Source organism: Chryseobacterium ginsenosidimutans (assembly GCF_024807225.1).
GTDB lineage: Bacteria > Bacteroidota > Bacteroidia > Flavobacteriales > Weeksellaceae > Chryseobacterium > Chryseobacterium ginsenosidimutans.
In genome coordinates this window covers 2,154,857-2,180,538 of sequence record NZ_JANUCO010000001.1, presented here as the reverse complement: position 1 = coordinate 2,180,538, position 25,682 = coordinate 2,154,857, and the positions used below count along the sequence as shown (strand labels likewise).

The following is a 25,682-nucleotide window of genomic DNA, read 5'->3' as shown; positions in this document are numbered from 1 at the left end:
TGATTTGTTAATTTCCTTTACTTTTTCAATGGTGCTTCCACATCTGAAAATTGCTGCACAAAAGCAGGAAGTCTTTCTCCCAAGATTTTAATAACATCCAATTCTTTGCTTAATTCCTGAAATTCATTGGCTGTAAATTTCACATTATCTGCGCCTGCATTTTCCAGCATATGCGCCATTTGTGTAGTCCCCGGAATCGGTACTATAAATGGTTTTTGATGAAGTAACCAAGCCAGTGAAATCTGCCCCGGTGTGGCATTTTTCTTTTCACCCCATTTTTTAAGGATGTCCACCATTGCTAAATTTTTAGTGATATTTTCAGGAGAAAAACGGGTTTCTCCACCACGAATATCACCTTGAGCAAATCTTGTATTGGCATCTATTGCACCTGTTGTAAAACCCACTCCAAGAGGGCTCCATGCCACAAAACCAATTCCCAGTTCTTCGCAAAGCGGAAGGATTTTCTGTTCCGGACCTCGCCACAACAATGAATATTCATTCTGAATGGCTGTTACAGGATGAATTTTATGCGCTCTTCTTACCGTTTCCACGCCCGGCTCGGAAAGTCCGTAATGAAGAACTTTTCCTTCTTTTATTAAATCTTTTATAGCGCCAACAACATCTTCAATCGGGACTTCTGGATCTACACGATGTTGATACAATAAATCAATACGGTCGGTTTTTAGTCTTTTCAGCATTCCTTCAACAACTAGTTTGATGTGTTCGGGTTTGCTGTTTAATCCGGGTAAACGTGCGCCGGTTTGCTGATCGATATTCCAGCCGAATTTGGTTTCGATAACAATTTTATTTCGGAAAGAAGAAGTAGCTTCCCCTAAAATTTTCTCGCATTCAAAAGGTCCGTAAGCTTCCGCAGTATCAAATAAAGTAACCCCATTATCAAAAGCTTTTTGAATGATATTGTGCATTTCTTTACGGTTCGGAATCGTCGTCTGATACGTTCTGCTCATATTCTGAACACCCAAACCTATTGCCGAAACTTCCAATGATTTTCCTAATTTCCTGCGACTTACTGAAGGTAAGATTGGATTTTTATCTTCAAATAAATTATTTTCAAGATTTTTCCCGAAAGATGAAAATGGGATTAATGCACTTCCGATTGCGGCAAGTCCGCCTGTTTTTAAAAGATTTCTGCGATTCATTTAATATTGTTTTTGGTGATTAATTTTTTATCGGTTCAGAGGACGTTCGCTAAGGAATTTCACCATTTTCGGATCTCTGTGGTCGAAAAAGAGACTTGCATTGGTATCCAAAGTTTTAATGGTTTCCATATCTTCTGATGAAAGTTCAAAATCGAAAATGTCAAAATTCTCGACCATTCTTTCTTTTTTTACAGATTTAGGAATTACAATAACACCTCGCTGAGTCAGCCAACGAAGAATAACCTGCGCAACCGATTTGTTATATTTAGCTGAAATATCGGTTAAAACTTCATTCTTGAAAATATCATTTTTCCCTTCTGCAAAAGGTCCCCAAGATTCTATCTGAACATTATTTTCCTCAAGGAAATTCTGAGTTTCTGCCTGTTGATGAAAAGGATGGGTTTCGATTTGGTTGATTGCAGGTGTAAATCCGCTATTGGCAATTAGATCTGCAATTCTGTCGGGATGGAAATTTGAAACGCCGATTGCTCTTATCTTTCCTTCATGATACAATTCCTGCATTGCTTTCCAAGAACCAAAAACATCTCCGTAAGGTTGATGAATAAGGTATAAATCAAGATAATCCAATTGAAGTAATTCTAATGATTTTTGGAAGGCTTCTTTTGTTTTCTCGTAGCCGGTTCCGTCAATCCAAAGTTTGGTGGTGATAAATAGTTCTTCTCTCGGAACTCCGCTTTTTTTGATTGCATTTCCTACGGCTGCTTCGTTCATATAAGAAGCTGCGGTGTCGATTAGTCGGTAACCTGTTTCGATGGCTTCGATTACTGCTTTTTCACATTCTGCAGGATCAGGAACCTGAAATACTCCAAATCCTAAAATGGGCATTTCTACGCCGTTATTTAATGTAATATTTTTCATTTTATAAATTTTAATAATAAGCTTCACTAAGAAGCAAAATTGTTAATCAATAGGTTACTGCAAATTTCCTATCTATTAATAACCTTATTGGTAGATGGATTACGGGTTTTATAACCAATATTACTGTTATGGAGCAAAATGTATAAAAGAGGTGATTTTTATATTTAGATTTGTATCAGAAAAGAATAAAGCAATGAGTACAACAGTTAATTTTGAAACCGTTGATGATTATAATAAATTTAATAATCATGAGACTTTGCATCCTTTGGTAAGTGTCATAGATTTCTCAAAAGCTCACCAAAGAACAGGCTCTAAAATGAACTTTAACCTTTACTGTATCTTTTTAAAAGATGTGAAATGCGGAGATTTAAAATACGGACGTGCAACGTATGATTACCAAAAGGGAACTTTGGTCTTCGTTTCACCGGGACAGGTTTTGGATGTAGAAAATAAAATAGATCTTTATCAGCCAATGGGACACGGATTGGTTTTTCATCCTGATTTAATAAAAGGAACTTCATTGGCTAAAACCATTTCAGATTATCATTTTTTCAGCTATCATACGAATGAAGCTTTACATCTTTCTGCCAAGGAGCAGCAGTTGGTACTGGATCTTTTTGCGATCATTGATACAGAACTGCAACAATCAGTTGATAAACACAGTAAAAAACTCATTGCTTCGAATATCGAATTGTTCTTTAATTACTGTGAGCGCTTCTACGATCGCCAGTTTATTACCCGCGAGAATGTAAATAAAGGAATTTTGGAAAAATTTGAGGATTTATTAAATAATTATTTTTCTTCTGAAAAGCCTTATTCTATCGGCTTACCTTCCGTTGCTTATTGTGCTGACGAATTGCATTTATCTGCCAATTATTTCGGTGATTTAATTAAAAAAGAAACCGGTAAAACTGCACAAGAATACATTCAGAGTAAAATAATTGATGTAGCCAAAGAAAGGGTTTTTGATGCAGATAAATCTATTGCTCAGATTGCTTACGAACTGGGTTTCAAATACCCACAACATTTTATCAGACTGTTTAAACAAAGAACAGGAGTAACACCAAATGAATACAGAAGTTTGAACTAAGATTTACTGTACGATCAACTTCCAAAAAATAAATTATAGGGTTAAATTTAATTATTAAAATATCACATTTTGGAACAAGCTGTTGTATAATTTTACTAAATGTACACGACTATTTAATCTTTAAAAAGACCTTGAAAACCCCAACTCTATTAAAAATAATATCCAATATTACACTGAAAACGGGCATGCCATTTGTTATCAACACTATTATATAAACTAGCCTGATCGCCGCCTAAAAACGGATGATTATACCCTGCAACGTATTCTGCATAGATAAATATATTATCTGCCGCTCTTAGCATTATACCATTCGTAAGCATTTGGGAAGGTTTTATATCTTGTTTTTTATCCAAAAATCCGTATTCACTATAAAAAGCAATTTCGTTGATGGTTTTATTTTTAAAAGGAATGCTATATCTGGCTGATAATGCGTAAACATTTCCTTTTGAAGCAACCTGATAAGTATAATTAAAAGAACCTATATCTACATATTCCGGATTTGTTGTTTTAGAATTAAACTGATACTTGTATGCTTCAGCTTTTATTCCCCATCTTTTATAGTCTAAATGATAATGCACCGCAAAAGCATTTTGATCCCCCATTCTGTCATCTATAAAATTATATAACTGTCCTGCTTTTGCAGAAACTCCTATTGTATGGGAAGCAGATGTTGTTTTCATTTTATATAAAACCTGTCCCGACAGTTGATTTATTTCTTTATTATCTCCCAAAACACCCGCCGACCATTGATTGTCTCTTAAGTCGGGATCTTCTGTAAATGTTTCCATTCCACTTTTTATAAAGGCAATCTGCCAATCCCATTTCTTTTTTTTATGATGATATTTGGCTCCCATCCCATATTTTCCTTCAAAACCGAGCCCATATCCTATTCCCAAAAACCAACTGTATGAGTTATAATCTAAATTACCAAAAGGATCTTGTACCAAACCCACCTGAATGTCATCTCCATTTTTAAAATTATAGCTTACCCACCCTTCTTTCAGCATAGTTCCTCCGCTTGAAGCCGGCATAAATCTCATGTCTGCAAAAAGTTTAAGCCTTTTATACGAAGAATTAATAACCAGACCACACAGGTCGAAGCCAAATCTTCCGCCCTGTTTGGTGCTTGTTTCATTGTAAAACTCATTTTTATAATGCACCCTAAAAGCTCCGTGAATGTTAAGTTTGGGCTTTTCAGAATCTATAACAATGGTATCTGGTTCGGCTATTGTGTTGATACTCTTTTGGGAGTACAAAAAATTACCTATTAAAATAAATAATAAGAATAATCGAATATTAATGGGAAACATAAATTCTTGTATTACGATTAATAATTAAACATTAAAAAACTGAATGATTTGAAAGAATATGAATGCTTAGGCAAAGAAGAATGTAACGGAATAAGCCACTTGCAATTTTTTCATATTAGAATCCTTATACCCAATAAGCCGACGAGCATTGATTATTTGCTTATCGATCATTGGTTCTTAAATAAATAAGAGGATAAAAGCCAGAACTATGAGGAAAAATTGAATATATCGTTTCATACGCCCAGTTTAAGATTGATATTATTTTTGAAATTTTTCGCCTTCAGCTTGGGGGAAAATGGTTCCTGAATTCATAATTCAATTAGGATGGAAAACTGCTTTTAATTTTTCAAGCATATACATTACAATATCTTAGAATTTCAGACACCTGTTCTGCAGATTCCGGATAAATAATTGCTAAAGGAGCGGGAACATTTCTTATACCTGTCTGTGGATGCTTCGTCTAGATCATTAGAAGCCATATTAATTGGGCTCTTTTTCAGCATCTTGCTTAAATCGTCTACTATCGACTGATTATTTCTAATGTCGTGTAATTTTTCTTTATTACTCATTATTTGTGTTCGTTGTATTTAACAAACATAAATAAAATTATCTGTTTAAAAAATTTATTTTCCATAAAATTTAATTAATTAAAAAAATATGGAAAATAATTAAATCTACTAAAAATTAATTATTGCATTCAATATCATAAAATTCAAATATTACTTATTCTAACCAATATTAACGCATTTTTACAGCAAATAAACACCATTTCACAATGGAAAATAAAATACAAATAATATAATAAATACACCCAATTAATGGAAAACTGAAAAAGAAACACCCTCTAAAATATAAACAGAAACATTATTTATTTAACGAAATATGATACTTTTACCTTAAAATTACCAACCGATGTACGTCATTAACAAAAACCTACTTAATGAATTAGAAAAGAATATACATTCAATTTTATTAAAAGAGATTAAGGAAAAAAATACGCTGTCTATTACAGAAGCTGCTACAACATGCAGTTGTTCACCTTCCAAGATATCAAAATTTGTACAGAAATTGGGTTTTAAAAGCTATAAAGAATACTCAACACTTATAAGCGGAAAATCTTTTTCGGTTATTCCTGATGAAAGTGAACGTTTAAAAAAGTTTCTAGATCATTTTAATCCGGAAGTTGTTGATCATTTTATTAATTATTTTCAAAAATTTGACAAAATAATTCTATTTGGTTATGGATCTTCATTTATTGTAGGACAGTATTTTGAATATAAATTAAGGAGTATTTTAGACATTCCTGTATGGGCTGTTCCCAATGAGGCGTCGATCAACAATCTGCTAAAGAAAAACAATCTGGTTATTATTTTCTCTGTCACAGGGAAATGTAAATCATTCAAAACGCTTTATGAAAATATTATTTCAAAAAACGGAAAAGCGGTCTTCCTATTAGAAGAAGGGTCTGCTGATTGTATGGAAATATATGATTTTGTAATTATTTTGACTAATTATTTACAAAACCCGAATCTGCTTCCCCACGAAAAAACGCGTACTACATTTTTCACTTTTATTGAAGAAGTAATCAAAAAGCTGGAATCTCATTCTTAAAAAAACAACAATCTTAAAAAACCAAAGAATTAAATTTAACAACTTAATAATATGCGACTTACATCTTTTTAAATCAGAATTAAAGATGAGTCTTTATATAAAATTTCTTTGATAATAATTCAGACTTTTATCCAAAAAACATCTAAATCTAACAAAATAAAATGGCAAATGAAGAGAATTGCTTCGGCACTTTGTTCTGCCCCTCCGGATTTATTCTTATTTTCCTTACAACTGAAAAAAAGCAGTACCACTGCGGGTAAAAGATAATTTTTCATCATTTTTGAGATGTGATGGTTAAGAAATATTCAGCAAAAAAAATTACAAAAACCGTTCCTTAAAAAAGAAAAACGGTAATTTTTTCAAGAGCTTTTAAGTTTTATTTTTTGAGACACATTATTCTAAATATTTTTAAGCTTTTCTAAAAAATTATGGAAAACGATAAGCATTAATTCTGATATATTACTATTTTGAGATTTATTAGACTATTTAGAGCCTGTTTAAATTTTATATTACAAATTTTTGTAACCTTATTTGAAATATGGTTTTTATATTTTTTGAAACTGAAAACTTTGTATTGAGAGACTTAAGATCTTTTCAAACAGAATACGCTATTCTTTTTAACGCAAAGATTATATTTACATTCCGTATTATTTTTAGAAGGCAAAGGCAAATAAAATTTGCTTCGCGAAGCGTGAAAACAACGCTTCATCAAATCAACTTGTTGATTCATCTTTGCTCACTTCATCATAAGTACGATTGAATTAAATCTTTGCGTTAAAAATGAGTACTGCTTTTTGAAATGTTTGAATTAAATTTAAACAAACTCTTAATTTACAAAATAAAACCCAACATTGTTTGTCTGCAAGAACTTGAAGCTCCTCAGGAACGATTTCCCTGTTAAAGGAATGAAGGAGGATATAGGCAATCTGGAAAGGAGCAAAAAAACTTGAATGGAGTTGTCATATTGATGCAGACCGGATATAGAAAAATTCCCTATTTATGCAATCGAACGAGTAAGCAAGTTTTTAAGTCTATATTTTGGATACTTTACATTCTTAAATATTCTTAGAAATCATATAATCAACAATACTTATACAGGAAAAAGCCAAAAACAATGTGCTAATTTTCAGTTATTTATTTGTTTATAAAAACAGGCTTATCATACTCTAGAAAATACGTCATGAATTAATATAAAATCATTAGTTTAGTACATAAACAGGTACATCTTTATGAATGATTGATCGATAAATATTTTTTTTCGTAAATCATAAAAATATTAATAAATGATTCAAAATAAAATTGCGCTTTCCATTGTCGGAACATTGGCTTCCATTTTCATTTACGCCCAACAAAACTTAAAACTAAGGTACAATAAGCCCGCAGAAAACTGGAACGAAGCTTTACCCATCGGAAACGGAAGATTGGGAGCTATGGTTTTTGGCGGAGCTTCTCAGGAACATCTTCAGCTGAATGAAGAAACAATCTGGGCGGGAGAAACCGGGAAATAATGTGCCGAAAAACACGTTTGACAGCATTCAGAAAATAAGAAAATTATTGAATGAAAGTAAATTTGAAGAAGCTCAAAAACTTTCCAATACAACTTATCCGCGAGCCGCACCGAAAGATCTGAATTACGGGATGCCTTATCAAACCATGGGCGATTTATTTTTGGATTTTAAAGGTCATGAGAATTTTAAAAATTACACTCGAACTTTAGATATTGAAAAAGCAGTAAGCACTGTTTCTTATGAACTAAACGGAGTCATTTTCAAGCGCGAAATTTTCTCTTCTTTTGTGGATAATGTGATTATGATTAAATTATCTTCAAGCAAAAAAGGAAGCTTGAATTTTTCCATCAATGCTTCTACTCCACATTTGAAAAAATCAATTTTCACTGAGAATAATCAACTGGTAATTAATGGAACAAGCGGTTCGGTTGATAATCAAATTGGGAAAATCAATTTCAAAACGGTGGCTTTTCCAGTTTTAAAAGGTGGAAAATTAACCTCATCTCAAGATCAACTTAATATTTCAGGAGCGGATGAAGTGATTATTTATGTCTCAATTGCGACTAATTTCAAAAAGTATAATGATATTTCGGGAAATCCAGATGCGAGAGTTTCGGAATATTTACAATCAGCTTTAAACAAAAAATATGATGCTGAATTAAAAGCTCACATTCAAAAATATCAGAGATATTTCACGCGTGTAAGTCTTGATTTAGGAACAACCGAGCAGGCGAAGAAAACAACCGACGTCAGAATAAAAGAATTTGCGACTTCAAAAGATCCGGATCTGATTACTTTGTATTTCCAGTTTGGTCGTTATCTTCTGATTTCCTCATCGCAACAGGGAACTCAACCTGCTAATTTACAGGGAATCTGGAATTATCAGCTCAATCCTGCGTGGGACAGCAAATATACAGTCAATATCAATACAGAAATGAATTACTGGCCCGCCGAAAACACGAATCTGAGCGAAATGCATGAACCGCTGTTTGATATGATTCAGGATTTATCGATCACCGGACAAGAATCTGCCAAAGAAATGTACCACGCAAGAGGCTGGAATATGCATCATAACACAGATTTGTGGAGAATCACCGGAATTGTGGATGGTGGTTTCTACGGAATGTGGCCGATGGGCGGAGCGTGGCTTACACAGCATCTTTGGAATCATTATTTATACACCGGAGACAAAGAATTTTTGAAGAAATATTATCCCGCGCTGAAAGGTTCTGCTTTGTTTTATCTGGATGTTCTTCAGCAAGATCCTTCAAAAAAATATCTGGTGGTTTCACCTTCCATGTCGCCAGAAAATACTTACATGAAAAGTGTCGGAATCACTGCGGGAACAACGATGGATAATCAGTTGGTTTTTGATGTTTTTAATAATTTTGTTAATGCTTCAAAGGTTCTTAATGAAGATAAAAATCTTTCGGATGAAGTAAAATCAGCTTTAAATAAACTTCCGCCAATGCAAATCGGGCAACACGCTCAATTACAGGAATGGCTGAAAGATATGGACAAAACCGATGATAAACACAGGCATATTTCGCATTTGTACGGATTGTTTCCTTCCGGGCAAATTTCTCCTTTCAGAAATCCCGACCTTACAGAAGCTGCAAAAAATTCCATGACTTACAGAGGCGATAAATCAACAGGCTGGTCGATGGGCTGGAAAGTAAATTGGTGGGCAAGATTATTGGATGGAAACCGCGCTTTTAAATTAATTTCAGACCAATTAACTCCTGCTCCGATGGAAACAAAAGGACAATCCGGAGGAACTTATCCGAATCTTTTGGATGCGCATCCGCCTTTTCAAATCGATGGAAATTTTGGCTGTACTTCAGGAATTGCGGAGATGTTGTTGCAAAGTTATGACGGCTATATTTACATTTTACCAGCGCTTCCGGACGCTCTTCCAAATGGCTCAATTAAAGGTTTAAAAGCCAGAGGTGGTTTTGAAATTGATATCGAATGGAAAAATTCTCAATTAACAAAACTGACCATTACCTCTACTTTAGGAGGAAATTGCAGAATAAGAATTGCGAAAAATAGTAATCTGAAATCTAAGACTCAATTAAAAAATTCAACAGGAGAAAATCCCAATGAATATTATCAAGTAAATACTATTAAAACACCTTTGATTTCGGATAAGGCTGAATTAAAAGGCTTTCCTGTCCCTGAAACTCAGGTTTTTGATTTTGATACGGAGAAAAATAAAACGTATGTTTTTGAGGTGAAATAATGTAACTTATTAGGCAAAACATACAGAGCCCGATCTTTTTTATATCAGATTATTTTTTTATAAATGAATATTTGTGATCAGGCTATTTTTTCGTGACGATGTTTTTTCTCACTTTACTCAGAAACTCTGGTGTGATTCCCAAATAAGAAGCGATTTGTGTGTTTGGCAGTCTTTTAATTAATTCAGGGAAATCTCGTTGAAAATTGAGATACCTTTCTTCGGCCGTAAAACTGATACTTTGTAAAATTCTGTCCTGAAAGTTGATAAATTTTCGTTCGTTGATAATCCTGAAATTGCGGTCAAATTTATGATAATTGATATACAAATAAAGCAAATCTTCGTGGTTGATTTGGAGAACGACTGAAGCTTCAACGGCTTCAATATATAATTTGCTTGGCTTCTCATCATAAAAACTTTGAATGTCGGAAATCCATTCATTTTCAATAGCAAACTGCAAATTATGTTCTTTAAAGTTGGTATCTACCGCATACATTTTGAAACATCCGGACACCACAAAAGAGACCTGCTTACAAACTTCACCTTCCTGCAAAAGAAAGCCTCTCCTTTTCACAACCCTCTTTTTAAAAAGCCTTTTCACTTCTTCCTCTTCTTTTTCATTTAAGGGAAAAGAATTATTAAAACTTCGAATCAGCTTGTCAAAGGGATCTTCTATGTTTTGTTGTTGTTCCAGAATATTTAGATTTTTAGAAAGGTAAATATATTGCTTTAAATTGTTTTTCGGTACAAAAAGTTCCTTCAAACCTTAGCAATTCCCATCAACCTGTTTAAGTTATAGCCTTAATTTTGTTTAAAAACATCAATAATTTATTCGTTTCTTTATTTTCCGTCCAAGTATTTTTTAAGATCAGAAATTGTTTTAATTTTAAGTTGTTCCGACTGTTTCCTGCGCATCATCAACGCATAAGAATTATTGAATCCAAGAGGTTTCAACCAACGAATTCCGTATTGTTTCTGGAATTCCGAATTAACATAATCGTAAGTGCTTTCTGCGCTTTTGGAGACGGTTGAAAGTGTTTTTTCGTCAACTTTTAATAAAACCAAAAGTCCGGTTCCTGTATATTCAGGGTAAAAATCGATGGCATCATTCATCAACGCATCAAAGCAAATTTTTGTTCCACCAAGTCCCGTTTTTGTGTCCACTTTGTAATTGGTGTAGCCTTCAATCAACATTTTATAAATCTCTGTCAGAATATATTGTTCTCCGAAAATCTTTGAACCAATGCGCACCGTTCCTGAATTTCCGTTTCGTGGATGTTTGTATAATTGAGTTTTAATTAAAAAATCTTTTGCAATTTTTGCAGGCGTTTGGTTGAGATAATCAGATTTATAATTAAGATCTGTCATTATTGAATCATTGAATTTCCCTGCCAACAAATCAAGTGTTTTTTCAAGTTCAGGAAATTTCTGTAACGTTTTTGTTTTAATAATCGGTGCTGCAAAATACGGGGGAAATATTTTTTTGTCATCTTCCAAAACGTATAAATCAAACGCTTTAATTCTGCCGTCTGTAGAATATCCGCTAATCAGATCCAATTCGTTTTCATAAGCCGCTTTGTACATAATCGCGTCATTGACAACCTTTGGATTCACATTCAAACCATAAACAGATCGCAACCCAAGATCGCCATCCTGTCGTCCCATAAATTCAGGAGTGAAACCTGCTTTTAATTTATTTTCAGATTTAGAAGTGAACCAATAACCTGCCCCAACAATCACAAATATTACAGGAATAATGTACTCTAATTTCCGGAAATTCTTATATTTAATTTTTTGCAAAACGGCTATTAATTTATCCAGCAAAACAGCTAATAAAGCCGCTGGAATTGCTCCAGCCAGAATCATATTGGTATTATTTAACGAGATTCCGCCAAAAATAAATTCGCCCAAACCTCCGGCTGCAACAAATGAAGCCAGTGTTGCAACACCAACATTAATAACCGCTGCAGTTCTGATTCCAGCCATAATAACAGGCATCGCCAACGGAAGCTCTACTTTGAAAAGCAACTGTTTCCTGTTCATTCCCATTGCTTTTGCAGCTTCTATTACAGCGGGATTTACGCCTGTAATTCCTGTATAAGTGTTTCTGATAATAGGTAACAAAGCGTAGATTAATAAGGCTACAATTGCCGGAGTTGCCCCAATTCCAAAAGCAGGAATCATAAAACCTAACAATGCAATACTCGGAATGGTCTGTAAAATTCCCGCAACACCCAAGACAGAACCGGATAATTTTCTTTTTCTGGCGATGAGAATTCCCAACGGTAAACCGACGATAATCGCTAATAGTAATGACAAAAACGTTAGTCCCAAATGCTGGGTAATCTGGGTTAATAATTTTTCGTGCTGTTCTGAAACAAACTGCCAAAGACTTTGCTGTGTCATACGATCTGTAATTTTCGGTAATCGTTAAATGCCTTCGTTATCTTCTCGTAATGAGCTGTATTTTGCTGGTCTGAACTTAACTTTTGTAAGATATTCCAAACAGTAGAATCTTCAGGAAAATCAATTTCAACATCAGAAAGAAACGGGGAAAGATCTTTTAAAATAGTGACTTTATATTCCAGCAACAATCGGTTTGCAGCAAAAAACTCTTTAACAAAATCATTTTTCGGCTGATAAAGCATTTCCTTTGGCGTTCCGGTTTGGATAATTTTTCCTTTATCCATCAAACAGATTCTGTGTCCCAATTCAAAAGCTTCTTGTACATCGTGTGTGACCAGAATGATCGTTTTATTTTTTAATTCCTCCAGAGATTTGAATTCTGAATGAATATCGGCTTTGGTGATATTATCCAAAGCGCCAAAAGGCTCATCCATCAACAAAATCGGAGAATTTGCGATCAACGCTCTTGCAATTCCTACCCTTTGCTGTTGACCGCCGCTTAATTCATTGGGAAAACGGGAAAGAATATCTGTTGAAAGATTGAGCTTGCTTAACAGTTCTTCAGTTCGGTTTTCGGTTTTCTTTTTATCCCATTTCAGCAGTTTTGGAACAGTTGCTATGTTTTCTTTAATTGTATAATGTGGAAACAATCCGGAATTCTGCATTACGAAACCAATTCCCATTCTTAGGTTTTCTACTTTCTGGTCACGGATATTTTTCCCGTCGATCAGTATATTTCCGGAATCAGCTTCTATCAGTCGGTTAATCATTTTCAGGGTTGTCGTTTTTCCGCAACCGCTGGTTCCCAAAAGCACCAAAATTTCCTTATCATTTGCCTGAAAGGAAATATCATCAACTGCGGGTCTTCCGCCAAAATGTTTTGAAACCGATTCAACTTTTATCATAGAAATTATTTAGCCAAACGGATTCCTGTGAATTGCCATTGTAAGTTGGTCGGGAAAAAATTACGATACGTATTTCTGCTGTGACTGACAGGCGTTGCTTCTGAAGCACCACGAAGAACGGTCTGATTGACCATAAATTTCCCGTTATATTCACCAACTGCGCCGGCTTCTTTTTTAAATCCGGGATATGGCAAATACGCAGAGTTCGTCCATTCCCAGCGTTTTCCCCAATCGAAATGATTAGATGCAACTTCCCATTCTGCTTCGGTTGGCAAACGCATTTCTTTCCACGATGCAAAAGCGGAAGCTTCGAAGAAATTGATGTGACAAAGCGGTTCGTTACGATTGATTTCCTGTAACCCATTTAGCGTATAATTCATCCATTTTCCATCGATAAAATGCCAATATAATGGAGATTTTGCCTGATTCTGTTTTACCCAATCCCAACCTTCGGCGTGCCAATGTCTGAAATCTGAATAGCCTTCAGCTTTCATAAATTCCAAATATTCTCCGTTGGTAACCAATTGATTTGAAATTTCGAAATCATTTAAATACACTTTATGTCTTCCCAATTCGTTATCAAAACAAAAACCTTCGCCTTCAAAACCAATTTCATAAATTCCTTCATTAAATTGAATCATTTCTGAATGACTTTCAATCTCATTTTGTTGGGTAATTTCTTTTTTATAAACAGGAAAAAGCGGATTGTGACCTAAAATATATTTAATATCGGTTATCAATAATTCCTGATGCTGCTGTTCGTGATTAAGACCTAATTCCAATAAAGATTCAATACTTTCATTCATCAAATCACTTTGAAGAAAATCCTGCATTTTTTCATCAACATATTTTCTGTATTTGTAAATATCCGAAACTGACGGACGACTCAGATTTCCTCTGTCAGTACGGATTACTCTCATTCCTACCGTTTCGTAATAACTGTTGAACACAAAATTATACTGTGCATCAAAAACTTGATAATCCGGAATATTTGGAATGAGAATAAAAGTTTCAAAAAACCACGTCGTATGTCCCAAATGCCATTTCGGCGGACTTACATCTACGATTGGCTGTACAACGTAATCCTCAATTTCCAAAGGTTCACAAATATCAACGGAATGCTGACGAATTTGCGAGTAGCGTTTTGCCCAATTTTTGTGATGAATTTTATCAGTAATAATAGTTGAATTTGTTTTCATTTGAATTAATTTTAAAATTAGACAACTTGCCAAATAGAGTCTACAAACCAATTTTTGGAATCTGAAATTTCGTTTAAAATATGAAATCCTGAATTATTGGCCATATTTCTAATATTTTTTTTTGAAAATTTTTGGGAGATCTCCATATCAATCACTTCATTTTCTTCAAAGTGGAAAACTTCATTGCCGATGTGTACATTTTGCTCTGCGAGACTTATCAAATAACTTTTACAAGCACCTGAAACAGGATCGTAAGTCTGATAATGCTGATAATTCAAAACATCAAAATCAGCTTCCAGTTCGCGATTCATTCTTACTAAAAGATTTAAATTGAATGATGAAGTGATTCCTGCAGCATCATTATAGGCATTTAATATCGTATGTGGATTCTTTTTTAAATCAAAACCGACGAGAAGAATATCTCCCCGATTGAGTTTTCTTCTGAGTTCATTGCAGAAATGATAGGATTCTTCCATATCCATATTCCCAATATTTCCGCCTAAAAAAAGAACTACTTTTCTTCTGTTAGAAATTGAAGTTGCTTTGTCGAGCATATCAAAATATTCACCCTCTAAAGATACAATTTCAAGTTCGGGAATTTCGTTGTTCAGTTTTTCATTAAGAACAGACAAGATATTACCCGAAATATCGATTGGCATATAGGTAAAATCAATTTGATTATCAGTAAGATTTTTTAGCAAAAATGATGATTTCATTGCATCACCAGCGCCCAATTCTATCAAATCAAACGGCGAATCATCAAATGTAATTGCATCAGTTATTTCCTGCGTTTTATTTTTAAAGATATCCAGCTCGCAATTGGTCAAATAATATTCGGGCATTGCCATAATCTGCTGGAAAAGTCTGTCACCTGCCTTGTCATAAAAATATTTTGAGTGTAGTTTTTTCGGAGTACTTTTTAACCCCTCCACAATATCCGAATGGAAATTATCGGTCTGTGAATTTTCTATCTTGTGATTTGAAACTAATTGTAAATTCATGAGATATTAATTTTCGGATTAAGTCAATACAACTATCTTGCCGCCACCTTCATTGCTCTCCATCATCTGATGCGCTGCGACAATTTCATCTAATTTGAAGATACGTTTGATCTTTGGATTGATTTCTTTTTTTTCAACTTTATCTATAAATTCCTGAAAATATCGACTATCGACACGCATCGCTCCACTGTCATAAACCGTAAGATAAGCACCTGCAGGAATATAATCCATCGGCGCAAAATCTTTGATAGACCATTGTTCAGAAAGCATACCCGTCATGCAGACAATTCCGTCAGCTGAGATTGTTGCCAAAGAGTCCTTCAATGTAGAAGTTTCCTACAAGCTCAAGAACTTTATCTATTTTAATCTGTTGATCCTCGATTTGCTGAGAAATATTTCCGTCATCAATTACAACCAAATCTACTCCGTTCTCAAGCAAAAGTTCTTTTTTATTGATATTTCTGGTTGTTGAAACCACTTTTACACCTTCTGATTTTGCCAACTGAGCTGCCAAAAGACCTATCGAAGAAGTTCCGCCGCGAATGAGCAGAGTTTCTTCTTTCTTAATTTTTAAAGCTAAATGCAACGAACCAAAAACCGTTTGAAACATTTCCGGTAAAGCACCAAGAATTTCCCACGGAAGATTGCTTTCAAAAGTTGAAATAATAGACTTTGGAAGAACAGCATATTCTGCGTAACTGCCATCAAAATCACGTCCCATTCCGCCCATAAAAGCTGCAACTTTCTGCCCTTTCTTAAATTCTCCCGAAGGATCTTCAATAATCTCTCCAACACATTCAATTCCCAATACTCTGGGAAAATGAACATCGGGAGACAAGCCTTTTCTGGTCATTATTTCAGATCTGTTCAATCCAAAAGCTTTCACCTTGATGAGTACTTGATTTTCCTCAGGAGAAGGCATTTCTCTTTCTTCCAAACACAAATGCTCTGGGCTACCTGCTTCGTATAAAACTACTGCTTTCATAATAAAATCGGTGTTTAAACTTTAGAATCTTGAAAATTATTAAAAATATAGGTAAGAATTTTCCATTCAGTCCCTTCTTTTTGAAAAACAAAAAAATCTCTACTGTTCTTTTCTACCTTTGAAGATCCCGTTACATCATTTTCCGAAATTTGAGCAACAGCTTCTACAAAAGCATAGTTGTCATCCACTTTAATTTTAATATCATTGTACTGAATTTTAAAATCTGTTTCTTTAAAAAACGGCAACTTTTTATTTCCAATCTGATTCTTTTTCAATGTTTTTACACCTTCAGGCATAAATATTCCTTTTTCTGAATAATAAGATCGTATTTTATCAATCTCTCCTGCATTGATCGCAGCTGCATAATTTTCAACAACTTCTGCTACTAAATTCTTGTTATTGCTCATGACTTCTAAATTTAAAATTAATTCGTTTGCATTCATTCGTAAGTATTTAAATACTCTATGCAAAATTGATTATAAGTAAGCCATAAACTCAATAAACAAATACAAGAAATATACTTGAACTAGTTTAAGAAAATAACAGGTTAAATAGATATACTTTAATTCCAGTAAATATTTAATATTATTAGCTTAAAAAAATAGGATTGATATCTACAAACCTCTAAAATCTTTAGGAATAATAGCTGGAACAGGCAAATAATTCAGCAAAGTAAAATACCCGACAATGATTGAATATTTTTATACTTACGTTAACAGCTAATGGGACGACTTTCCGCATACCAATGCAAATTTTGCCTCATCCTATCTTCTTTTTTCTTCAAATACAAAATGTAATAATTACTTTTACGGTATTATTTTTAACTTTTGATAAAGTTCTTTTAAATTTTCGTTTATGCTTAAAAAAAATATTTTTTTATTTGTCTTTCTTTTTATTTTAAATTCATGTGGTGTTCAGCAAAAAATCTGTTCTGAGAATGATTGGTATGCTTATATAAAAACAAGTTCTGAAAAACAGGAACCTTCAAAAGTGTATGAGTTCTCTGATGGAATCATCAAAATGCATGGCGAAAATATCGGATATCTGATGTCTAAAAAAAGTTATACGAATTTTGAACTTTCTCTGGAATACAGATGGAATATGGATGAGAAATATAACAAAGGCAAAGGGAAGAAAAACAGCGGCGTCATGTATAATATTCCTACAGATTCACCTGATAAGATCTGGCCTAAAGGAATTCAGTTTCAAATCAAAGAAAATACGACAGGGGATTTCATCTTTATGGATCAGATTACTGCAAAAGTAAATGGAAAACTGGTTGAGCCAGGCGCAAGTGTTACTTCTCCAAAATTCTCAGAAAATGAAAAGCCTTATGGCGAATGGAACTCTATCAAGATCAAATCGGTTAATGGAAAAATTACCCAATTTTTGAATGAAAAACTAGTGAACGAATGTGTGGAAGCATCTTCTGTAGAAGGCAGGATTTCATTAAATTATGAAGGTTCTGCTATTGATTTCAGGAACATTCAAGTAAAACAGATACCAACAGAGTAAACAGATTTCCTACCTGTTGAAATAAATTATTTTTTGGCTAAAGGAAACCAATCCTCAATACACCTTCAAATAGTCTCGATTCGGATACAAGTTTCAACCCTTTGATCTCCAACTTTGCTGTATCAAATAGTTTATATTCCTAAAATTCTTCTCTATCATTAAGAAGGATTATAATTTTCATGAAAGACAATGAAGAATCTTCTTTTGGTATTTATAAGTATGTAACCATCTAAAAAGCATTATTCTTAATATACCCATTTTTTAATCAAATCTCAAAAAAACGTCAGACATCCAACCGCTGACAACCCCACCCGTCACGCGTACAATTAGACTACAACTATGACCAATCTGACTACTTTTAATAGAACCATAAGCAGGAATTTTGTACTTGAGAAGCATTACAACCTTACAGAAAAGATGTAATCATCGTTACAAAATTTGGTTGTAAAGAGGTTTTACTGAATTTCTCATGACCCATTTTCCAATTTTCACGATGGATCACTAAAGGTCATATAAATCGTGACCTGTTTTGATTTTTTTTGACTCCAGTGTAAAACAAAAAACGCTGTAAACATTGATGTTTACAGCGTTTTAGCTTATTTTAGTTTTTCAACCAGCGGAGAGAGAGGGATTCGAACCCCCGGACCTGTTACAGTCAATAGTTTTCAAGACTATCGCAATCGACCACTCTGCCATCTCTCCAAAAACTCCGATGGTATCGTTGTTTTCAGTGGTGCAAATATATAATGTTTTTCAATTCTGACAAAATATTTTTAATACAAATTTTAACAAAACTTAATAAGAAGCTAAAAATCAGTTTATTTATTTTTCAAAACCTTGATGAATGCTACAAAAAGTTTAAATAAAAAACAAAAAACGCACCCCGAAAGATGCGTCTGATATTTTGAATTAAATAAAATTAATGTAATTCTGCCAAATACTTTTCAGCATCCATTGCTGCCATACAACCGCTTCCTGCAGCCGTAATCGCCTGTCTGTAGATATGATCCTGAACATCTCCTGCAGCAAAAACTCCCGGAAGATTTGTTCTTGAAGAACCTTTTTCAGTTTCGATATATCCGTTTTCGTCTAAATCGATCTGACCAACGAAAATATCTGTATTCGGTTTGTGACCAATAGCAATAAAAATTCCGTGTACGTCAACTGTAGATTTTTCCTGAGTCTGGTTGTTAATCGTAACCGCTCTTTCTACCAAGCTGTTTTCACCTTCAATTCCGATTAATTCATGGTGAAATTTCACTTCAATATTTGGTGTATTCTGAACTCTGTGAATCATTGCTTTTGACGCTCTGAACTCCCCTTTTCTCACCAACATCGTCACTTTATTTACTAATTTTGCAAGATAAGTTGCTTCTTCTGCCGCAGTATCACCTGCTCCAACTACCACAACATCTTTTCCTCTGTAGAAAAATCCGTCGCAAGTCGCACATGCAGAAACTCCTCCTCCATTATATTTTTTCTCGTCATCAAGACCCAGATATTTTGCAGTAGCACCGGTAGAAATAATCACTGTTTTAGCGAAAATCTCTTTATTTCCAGCGTATAATTTGTGAATACCTCCAACTTCTTTAGAAAATTCAACTTTTGTGATCATTTCGTAATGCACTTTTGTCTCGAATCTTTCTGCTTGTTTTTGCAAATCCATCATCATTTCAGGACCTGTAATTCCTGCCGGATATCCTGGGAAGTTATCAACTTCAGTGGTTGTAGTTAATTGCCCACCCGGCTCCAAACCTGTATATAATTCTGGTTTTAAGTCTGCTCTTGCTGCATAAATTGCCGCTGTGAAACCAGAAGGTCCAGATCCAACGATCACACAATCTAAAATGTTTTGCTCCATAATTTGCTTTTCAAAAGATTTAAAAATTTCCGACTGCTAATTTCGGAATTTTTAATATGTAATTAAAGTTATTTTAATGATACTTGTCAATATCTAAGATGTAAATAGTCGATGGTTGATTGTTGATTGTTTTTGGTTGATAGATTGCATTACCATCAACTAACAACCAAAAACAATCAACTAAATCATACTTTCATTTTAATCTTATCGACATTGATAATCTTGTAAACCAACTCTTTAATTAGTTCCGCTTCACTCATATTGACTGCTCCCAACCCTTTTCCTTTCATGTCGAATTCTCTCAGAATTGAGATCACTCTTGTAGCATGTTTCAAAGGATAAAGCCTTGCCGATTCTGCGTAATCTTTTATAAAATAAGGATTTACGCCCATTTGCGAAGCGATAACTTGCGGCGACTGACCGATCATCGTATTATAAATGATAACATTAGAAAAATAGTTATACAAACTCGACAACATCATCACGAAAGGATTATTTTTAGGATTTTTACCCATAAAATGAGCAATTTTAAACGCAGCATCTGCATTTTTTGTTCCTAACGCTTTTTGAAGTTCGAAAACGTTGTATTCTTTGCTAATTCCGATGTGGTTTTCAATGATTGTACCGTCCAGAAGTTCACCGGGTTTAAGAATGATTTTTAATTTATTCAGTTCATTCGCAATTCTGGAAAGGTCGTTTCCAAGGTATTCTGCTAATAAATGAGAAATATTCGGGGCGGTTTTTATATTTAATGAAATGCATTCATCGGCGATCCACTTCGGAAGGTTATTTTCCCTAATCGATTCACTTAAAAACAATGCATTTAATTTATCTAAAGATTTCGTAACCTTTTTACGGCTGTCTAATTTCTTGTGTTTGTGTGCGAAAACCAAAACTGTTGATGGAACGGGATTTTCAACATATGTTTCTAAAGCTTTGCTTTCGCTTTCAGTTAATTTCAAATCCTGCGCTTCCTTTACAATAAGAACCTGCTTATCACCCATCATCGGAAACTGTCTCGCCAACGAAAGAATTTCCTGATACGTGGTATCTTTTCCGTAAACAACAGTTTGATTGAACGCTTTTTCGTCTTCAGTCAAAAAGTCGTGTTCAAGAGCTTTTACAGCAAGATCAATAAAGTAAGGTTCTTCTCCGTGGAAAAAATAAATCGGTAAAACTTCTTTATTTTTAATATTTTTGAGGATTAAATCTAATTCTTTCATCTTATAAATGGAACTTCCAAAACTGAATTTTCAGGAAACTTTTGATTTTAAATTCAAGAGAGACAAAGATAAGTTTTTTATTTATGATTTAGTTCGTAAAACTTACCTTTTGCTCACCCCTGAAGAATGGGTGCGCCAACATTGGATTCACTATTATCTCACCGTGAAGTCCTACTCTACATCTGCTTTAATTACAGAAAAAAAGATTGTTTTAAACGGTTTAACGAAGAGAATCGACCTTTTAATTACAGAAAAAACAGAACCTATTATTTTGATTGAATGCAAAGCTCCGCAAATTAAATTATCCGAAAAAACGTTCGAACAAACCGCAAGATACAACTCCGTAATCGGAGCAAAAGAGATCATTTTAACGAATGGTTTGCAGCATATTAATGCGTATTACGAAAACGAACAGTATCAATTTTACAAACCTTAAGATTTTATAACATTCTATTAATCCTGATTCTAAGTTATTTTCATTAATTTAGAGGAGGATTTTTATTCAAAAACACTAATCACACAAATCTTTTCACAAAATACACAAATTTTTAATCGTGATATTAGTGAAATTATTAGTGCCATTTGTGTTAAGATAGATTTGATTAAATTACAAAATATATGATACGTTCAATCTTATTATCAACAATTCTAATGACTTCAGGAACAATTTTCAGTCAGAATTTAAAAACAGTTTCTTATCAGGACGGTTCGCAAAAACTGAATGGTTTGGTAACATCGAATGCCGGAAAAAAACTTCCGGGAGTTTTGATTTTACCAGCCTGGAAAGGAATTGATGATGAAGCAAAAACAGCCGCCGCCGAACTTGAAAAACAGGGTTATATTGCTTTTGTTGCCGATATTTATGGTGAAGGAAATATTCCGACCGATGCAGAATCTGCAGGGAAAACGGCGGGATATTACAAGAAAAATTATGAGGCTTACCAGAAAAGAATTTCGCTGGCGTTGGAACAGTTGAAGAAAAGCGGAGCGATTTCGAATAAAATTGCCGTGATCGGATATTGTTTCGGAGGAACCGGAGCGTTGGAAACCGTAAGAGGAAATCTACCTGTTGTAGGCGCAGTTTCGATTCATGGGGGTATAGGAAAAGATCAAACCAGAAAAAACAATCCGATATCGACTAAAATCTTAGTTGAAAATCCAGCGGAAGATAAAGGCGTAACTCCGGAAGATTATAATAACTTAATTAAAGAGATGAATGAAGGTAAAGCAGATTGGCAGATTATTACGTATGCCAATGCAAAACATACTTTTACCGATCCAAAATCGCCGGATTATAATGAAGTGATGTCAAAAAGAGCCTGGAATCATACACTTATGTTTTTGAAGGAAATCTTGAAGTAATTAAACTACAATAAAATTAAAAACAACCTCAATCACTGAGGTTGTTTTTAATTATAAATCACTGATTTTATTACAATGAGAACACCACCAGTATTCTGTTTCTTTATCTTTCAACTTCCTTTTTGTGTGCTCTTCACAATTTTCACAAATATACTGATCGTTTTCAGTTTCCTTCGCTTCATAATCGCAATTAAAACAACTCCAACTCGTTAAATGTGTTTTTCCGTTGATAAACCAAGTAAAAGAGTTTTCTTTACACTTTGGACAAATTTGTAATGCCATATTTAAATTATTTCTTCTTCCCTATTCACCAAATCCATCGAAAATGCAGGCAGACAAATCGCAACATATTCACAAGGTTCTGAGAATGGATTGCTGTAACGAACTCGCGCGCCTTTTTCGATCAAAATACTTTGTCCTTTTTCTAAAGTAACTATTTCTCCGTCGATTTCAAATTGCTTTTTTCCTGAAATTATTAATGTAAATTCATCAAATTCAGGAGTCTGATGCGGCTCGCTCCAATCCGGAGGTGCCACCATATGCGCAATGGAAATATTAGAGTTATCCGTAGAATTTCCCCAATGTTCTTCAATTAATTTTCCGTCTGTTGTAGGAACTACAAATGGTGATTTTTGGATTTTATATTTTTTCATGATAATTTTTTGTTTAAATCTCTCGCTGATTTAGCGGATTACGTTGATAAGTTTCAGCAATTCAAATCTGCTCAATTAGCACAATCTGTGAGAAATTTATTTTAGTTTAATCAACTTTAAAATGATTTTCTTTTGTGATTTCGTACACAAAATTGGTTCTCGTTGGTTCTCCGAAATAAGCAACTTCTTCTTCGGCAACTTTTTGTCCGCCCAATCTTTCCAATGCAATTTGTGAACGAAAATTCTCTTTTCCAATATGAAAATGCACTGTATCTACAAACTGGAAAATATAGTCGAGCATTATTTTCTTAATCTGAGGATTAATCCCTTTTCCCCAAGATTTTGTTCCGTAAAAAGTATATCCGATGAAAATACTGTTTTTAGTTTTATCAAAATCGTAAAAACGGGTACTTCCCAAAACATCTCCAGTCAATTTTTCTACAATCTTGAAAGCCCCTTTACTTTCTATCGCGCCTTTGAAAAAGTTTTCAAAAACTTCTCTTTGATAACGATCTTTGTTAGGATGTTGTTCCCAAACTTTAGGATCGGATGCCACTTGGTATAAAACCTCAAAATCCCCTTGTTGTAAGGGGATTAATTGATATTCTTGATTTTCTAAAATAGTCTGAATAGAAAAGTTCATTTCTTAGCCTTTTGTTTTTGCTGCGTCAGATTCTATTTTTTTGATCTCTTTTAATTTATCTGCAATCTTAGTGACAGCATCCGGACTTGAAGGTTTTAAAGCGACCTCAGCTTGAGCCATGTCCCACTTAATTACCAAGTTCCCACTATTTTCTCCTGTTGGGTTTAGTGTAATCTCAAACCACTCTTGCTTATCTGTCAATTTGTTAACAGGAACCATAACGTCTACCACATCTTGCTTAGCATCATATGTATAAGCTCCCCACTGCTGGAAATCTTTGTTTAAGATCACTTTCCATTCTTTTTCTGTTGGTACGATGAACAGTCCGTAAGTTCCTGCAGGAACTACTTTTCCTCCAAAGTTTACAGATTGTCCGAAAGTAATTTTTGTAGATGAATTTGCTCCCGCTCTCCAAACTTGTCCGTAAGGCACTAATTCTCCGAAGATTTTACGCCCTTTTACTCCCGGTCTTCCGTAGTCGACAGAGATTTTAGACATTGAAAACTGCTGCTCTACTTTCTGACGCGGGCTTGCTGCCGGTACAGAATAATCCTGAGCAAAACTGAAAACTGAAGCTGATATGCAAACTGCAAATAATAACTTTTTCACGTGTAAAATTTTGCCTAAAATTACAAAATCAAAACAGAATAGCCTTCTCCAATTCCAATAATTTTTGTTTTCTCCAGATTCCGCCTGCATAACCTACCAACTCGCCATTCGATCCGATAACGCGATGACACGGAATTAAAATCGCTATTTTATTGACTCCATTGGCTGTTCCGACGGCACGAATTGCTTTCGGATTTCCTAAAAATTCTGACTGTTGTTTGTAAGTTCTGATCTCGCCCATCGGAATTTCTCTTAAAAGCTGCCAAACCTTTTCCTGAAATTCTGTTCCCTTCACAAATAACGGAACTTCAAATATTTCTCTTTTCCCTTCGAAATATTCTTTTAATTCCTGCTCTAATTGTTTAAAATGAAAATGATCTTTTTCAATAATCTCTCCATCTAAACTTTTAGATAAAGATTTTAATTGTTTTTCAATATTTTTTCTGTCGGTGAATTCTAAAAGACAAATTCCTTCGTCTTTTGCACACGCAATCATTTCTCCGAGTGGCGTTTGTATGGTTTTTTGGTGTATTTGCATTTTCATTTAAAAATAAAACCTCATAAGCTTAATACTTATAAGGTTTAAATTTATATAAAAAATCATTAATTAATATCCATAAATCGCAGAGACTTTTAATGACGGTGTAGTAGGCCAATCATATTGATAGATTATTTTATTTGTGAGATTGTTCTGATAATCATATATGAAATTAGTAGGCTCATATAAATATTCACCTCCATTTGTAATAACATATTCTGTTCTTTTGATCACATTATTTTTAGAAAGCTGAGAATAATCCTGTAACATAAATAAGTTAAAGCTATAATCGAATAATCCTAATATTCTATTTCTATCTATTAGAGAATTTGGGTTAGTTTTTTGATCATATTCATAGTTTATCCCATTAGTCAAAACTGAAGGATTATTAACATCTCCTTTTTCAACTTTTGTAACATTCCCATTATTCAGATGAATTTTATCGAGACTTATTTGGCTCACTGTATTATTTACATATTGAGTATATTTTTTAGCAATAATAATATCTGCAGAGGGATATTCAAATGTTGTGTAAGATTTTGCACCATTAGCAACGACAGGATTCTCTGATTTTATTAATCTATTACTATTATCATAACTTAATTTTCTTTGAACGTTCAACGGAACATGATCTTCTAATCCCGGATATACGTATCCATTAATAATAATATCCGTAAGCAAATTATTATTGTACGTAAGGTTTTCCGTATAATTATTATGAATATCCCAAACTTTGACTAATTTATCTTGATTATATTCAAATTTAAAATCCAGTTTTTCTAATAGCGTTGCATTTCCGTTTGAAATTTCCTCGTCTTGAATCGTAAGAGTTTGAATTTTTGCCTGCGGTGGATTAAGATTGTCTGTTTGATTATCCAAATCATCAGAATTTCCACAAGATAGTAAAACGAGAAAAACTCCCAGTAAACATTTTTTCATACATTATTATTAAAGTACAAAATTAGGAATTAATTTAAGCAAGTCA

General features: G+C 33.9%; 27 protein-coding genes and 1 tRNA gene. 7 read left to right on the top strand and 21 right to left on the bottom strand.

All coding sequences use genetic code 11. From position 1 onward, the window contains the following. Positions 1-17 precede the first annotated feature (17 nt). Together J3D55_RS10370 and J3D55_RS10365 are read right to left on the bottom strand one after the other, a co-directional pair. The gene (locus J3D55_RS10370; protein ID WP_259130870.1) at positions 18-1,160 is read right to left on the bottom strand and encodes an aldo/keto reductase; all 1,143 of its coding nucleotides are present in this window, start codon (positions 1,158-1,160) and stop codon (positions 18-20) included. A 27-nt stretch (positions 1,161-1,187) separates the two neighbouring features. After that, positions 1,188-2,039 (bottom strand): aldo/keto reductase, encoded by an 852-nt coding sequence (locus J3D55_RS10365; protein WP_259130868.1) that lies wholly within the window; start codon positions 2,037-2,039, stop codon positions 1,188-1,190. Between the two features lie 193 nt (positions 2,040-2,232). Here J3D55_RS10365 and J3D55_RS10360 point away from each other — a divergent pair, with 193 nt between their 5' ends. Beyond that, positions 2,233-3,129, top strand: coding sequence for a helix-turn-helix domain-containing protein (locus J3D55_RS10360; RefSeq protein ID WP_259130867.1), 897 nt, complete (start codon positions 2,233-2,235; stop codon positions 3,127-3,129). A gap of 149 nt (positions 3,130-3,278) precedes the next feature. Here the strand turns inward: J3D55_RS10360 and J3D55_RS10355 are convergent, their stop codons facing one another. Beyond that, complete coding sequence (locus tag J3D55_RS10355) at positions 3,279-4,385, bottom strand: putative porin (protein WP_259130865.1); 1,107 nt, start codon at positions 4,383-4,385, stop codon at positions 3,279-3,281. Positions 4,386-4,816: 431 nt separating this feature from the next. Then, positions 4,817-5,008, bottom strand: a complete 192-nt coding sequence (locus J3D55_RS10350) for a hypothetical protein (RefSeq protein WP_259130864.1) — start codon at positions 5,006-5,008, stop codon at positions 4,817-4,819. 343 nt (positions 5,009-5,351) lie between these two features. On the opposite strand from J3D55_RS10350, the gene J3D55_RS10345 reads away from it, so the two are divergent. The 3 genes from J3D55_RS10345 to J3D55_RS10335 all read left to right on the top strand — a co-directional run bounded on the left by J3D55_RS10345 (position 5,352) and on the right by J3D55_RS10335 (position 9,800). Continuing rightward, positions 5,352-6,050 carry a MurR/RpiR family transcriptional regulator gene (locus tag J3D55_RS10345; protein WP_259130862.1) on the top strand — a complete coding sequence of 233 codons (699 nt, stop codon included), beginning with the start codon at positions 5,352-5,354 and terminating at the stop codon, positions 6,048-6,050. Positions 6,051-7,333: 1,283 nt separating this feature from the next. Next, positions 7,334-7,558: a glycoside hydrolase N-terminal domain-containing protein gene (locus J3D55_RS22705; protein ID WP_259130861.1), complete on the top strand. Its 225-nt coding sequence runs from the start codon at positions 7,334-7,336 to the stop codon at positions 7,556-7,558. Continuing rightward, positions 7,521-9,800: a glycoside hydrolase family 95 protein gene (locus tag J3D55_RS10335; protein WP_259130859.1), complete on the top strand. Its 2,280-nt coding sequence runs from the start codon at positions 7,521-7,523 to the stop codon at positions 9,798-9,800. Before J3D55_RS22705 ends, J3D55_RS10335 begins: the two co-directional genes overlap by 38 nt. Before the next feature lie 82 nt (positions 9,801-9,882). Here the strand turns inward: J3D55_RS10335 and J3D55_RS10330 are convergent, their stop codons facing one another. The 8 genes from J3D55_RS10330 to J3D55_RS10295 form a co-directional block, all read right to left on the bottom strand. Beyond that, the gene (locus J3D55_RS10330; RefSeq protein WP_259130857.1) at positions 9,883-10,560 is read right to left on the bottom strand and encodes a Crp/Fnr family transcriptional regulator; all 678 of its coding nucleotides are present in this window, start codon (positions 10,558-10,560) and stop codon (positions 9,883-9,885) included. A gap of 77 nt (positions 10,561-10,637) precedes the next feature. Beyond that, positions 10,638-12,203, bottom strand: a complete 1,566-nt coding sequence (locus J3D55_RS10325) for an ABC transporter permease/substrate-binding protein (RefSeq protein ID WP_259130855.1) — start codon at positions 12,201-12,203, stop codon at positions 10,638-10,640. Beyond that, complete coding sequence (locus tag J3D55_RS10320; RefSeq protein ID WP_259130854.1) at positions 12,200-13,108, bottom strand: ABC transporter ATP-binding protein; 909 nt, start codon at positions 13,106-13,108, stop codon at positions 12,200-12,202. The genes J3D55_RS10325 and J3D55_RS10320 overlap by 4 nt, the downstream gene beginning before the upstream one ends. A gap of 5 nt (positions 13,109-13,113) precedes the next feature. Then, positions 13,114-14,307 carry an ergothioneine biosynthesis protein EgtB gene (gene egtB / locus J3D55_RS10315; protein ID WP_259130852.1) on the bottom strand — a complete coding sequence of 398 codons (1,194 nt, stop codon included), beginning with the start codon at positions 14,305-14,307 and terminating at the stop codon, positions 13,114-13,116. Between the two features lie 17 nt (positions 14,308-14,324). Then, positions 14,325-15,308, bottom strand: a complete 984-nt coding sequence (locus J3D55_RS10310) for an L-histidine N(alpha)-methyltransferase (protein ID WP_259130851.1) — start codon at positions 15,306-15,308, stop codon at positions 14,325-14,327. An 18-nt stretch (positions 15,309-15,326) separates the two neighbouring features. Then, entirely contained in the window at positions 15,327-15,620 is a 294-nt protein-coding gene (locus J3D55_RS10305) for a zinc-binding dehydrogenase (RefSeq protein WP_259130849.1), read from the bottom strand. After that, entirely contained in the window at positions 15,601-16,293 is a 693-nt protein-coding gene (locus J3D55_RS10300) for an alcohol dehydrogenase catalytic domain-containing protein (protein WP_259130847.1), read from the bottom strand. The genes J3D55_RS10305 and J3D55_RS10300 overlap by 20 nt, the downstream gene beginning before the upstream one ends. 14 nt (positions 16,294-16,307) lie before the next feature. Continuing rightward, a complete protein-coding gene (locus J3D55_RS10295) occupies positions 16,308-16,736 on the bottom strand; it encodes a YybH family protein (protein ID WP_259130845.1) in 429 nt (142 codons plus the stop codon). A 412-nt stretch (positions 16,737-17,148) separates the two neighbouring features. On the opposite strand from J3D55_RS10295, the gene J3D55_RS10290 reads away from it, so the two are divergent. After that, positions 17,149-17,808 (top strand): 3-keto-disaccharide hydrolase, encoded by a 660-nt coding sequence (locus J3D55_RS10290; protein ID WP_259130844.1) that lies wholly within the window; start codon positions 17,149-17,151, stop codon positions 17,806-17,808. Positions 17,809-18,425: 617 nt separating this feature from the next. On the opposite strand, the gene J3D55_RS10285 is transcribed toward J3D55_RS10290, so the two are convergent. The 3 genes from J3D55_RS10285 to holA all read right to left on the bottom strand — a co-directional run bounded on the left by J3D55_RS10285 (position 18,426) and on the right by holA (position 20,892). Next, positions 18,426-18,510 (bottom strand) — tRNA-Ser (locus tag J3D55_RS10285). Positions 18,511-18,727: 217 nt separating this feature from the next. After that, positions 18,728-19,669, bottom strand: coding sequence for a thioredoxin-disulfide reductase (trxB, locus tag J3D55_RS10280; protein ID WP_259130842.1), 942 nt, complete (start codon positions 19,667-19,669; stop codon positions 18,728-18,730). 185 nt (positions 19,670-19,854) lie between these two features. Continuing rightward, positions 19,855-20,892 carry a DNA polymerase III subunit delta gene (gene holA, locus J3D55_RS10275; protein WP_259130841.1) on the bottom strand — a complete coding sequence of 346 codons (1,038 nt, stop codon included), beginning with the start codon at positions 20,890-20,892 and terminating at the stop codon, positions 19,855-19,857. 7 nt (positions 20,893-20,899) lie between these two features. On the opposite strand from holA, the gene J3D55_RS10270 reads away from it, so the two are divergent. Both J3D55_RS10270 and J3D55_RS10265 read left to right on the top strand, forming a co-directional pair. After that, a complete protein-coding gene (locus J3D55_RS10270; RefSeq protein ID WP_259130840.1) occupies positions 20,900-21,328 on the top strand; it encodes a type I restriction enzyme HsdR N-terminal domain-containing protein in 429 nt (142 codons plus the stop codon). Positions 21,329-21,510: 182 nt separating this feature from the next. After that, a complete protein-coding gene (locus tag J3D55_RS10265; protein ID WP_259130838.1) occupies positions 21,511-22,254 on the top strand; it encodes a dienelactone hydrolase family protein in 744 nt (247 codons plus the stop codon). 51 nt (positions 22,255-22,305) lie between these two features. Here the strand turns inward: J3D55_RS10265 and J3D55_RS10260 are convergent, their stop codons facing one another. The 6 genes from J3D55_RS10260 to J3D55_RS10235 all read right to left on the bottom strand — a co-directional run bounded on the left by J3D55_RS10260 (position 22,306) and on the right by J3D55_RS10235 (position 25,636). Further along, the gene (locus tag J3D55_RS10260) at positions 22,306-22,536 is read right to left on the bottom strand and encodes a hypothetical protein (protein WP_259130836.1); all 231 of its coding nucleotides are present in this window, start codon (positions 22,534-22,536) and stop codon (positions 22,306-22,308) included. Positions 22,537-22,538: 2 nt separating this feature from the next. Next, positions 22,539-22,907: a cupin domain-containing protein gene (locus tag J3D55_RS10255; RefSeq protein ID WP_259130835.1), complete on the bottom strand. Its 369-nt coding sequence runs from the start codon at positions 22,905-22,907 to the stop codon at positions 22,539-22,541. 106 nt (positions 22,908-23,013) lie between these two features. Further along, positions 23,014-23,550, bottom strand: a complete 537-nt coding sequence (locus tag J3D55_RS10250) for a GNAT family N-acetyltransferase (RefSeq protein WP_259130834.1) — start codon at positions 23,548-23,550, stop codon at positions 23,014-23,016. A gap of 3 nt (positions 23,551-23,553) precedes the next feature. Next, positions 23,554-24,159: a DUF2911 domain-containing protein gene (locus J3D55_RS10245; RefSeq protein WP_259130832.1), complete on the bottom strand. Its 606-nt coding sequence runs from the start codon at positions 24,157-24,159 to the stop codon at positions 23,554-23,556. Between the two features lie 28 nt (positions 24,160-24,187). Further along, positions 24,188-24,697, bottom strand: coding sequence for a methylated-DNA--[protein]-cysteine S-methyltransferase (locus J3D55_RS10240; RefSeq protein ID WP_259130830.1), 510 nt, complete (start codon positions 24,695-24,697; stop codon positions 24,188-24,190). 69 nt (positions 24,698-24,766) lie between these two features. Continuing rightward, on the bottom strand, positions 24,767-25,636 hold the full coding sequence (locus tag J3D55_RS10235; protein WP_259130828.1) for a hypothetical protein: 870 nt from the start codon (positions 25,634-25,636) through the stop codon (positions 24,767-24,769). Between the last annotated feature and the right edge of the window lie 46 nt (positions 25,637-25,682).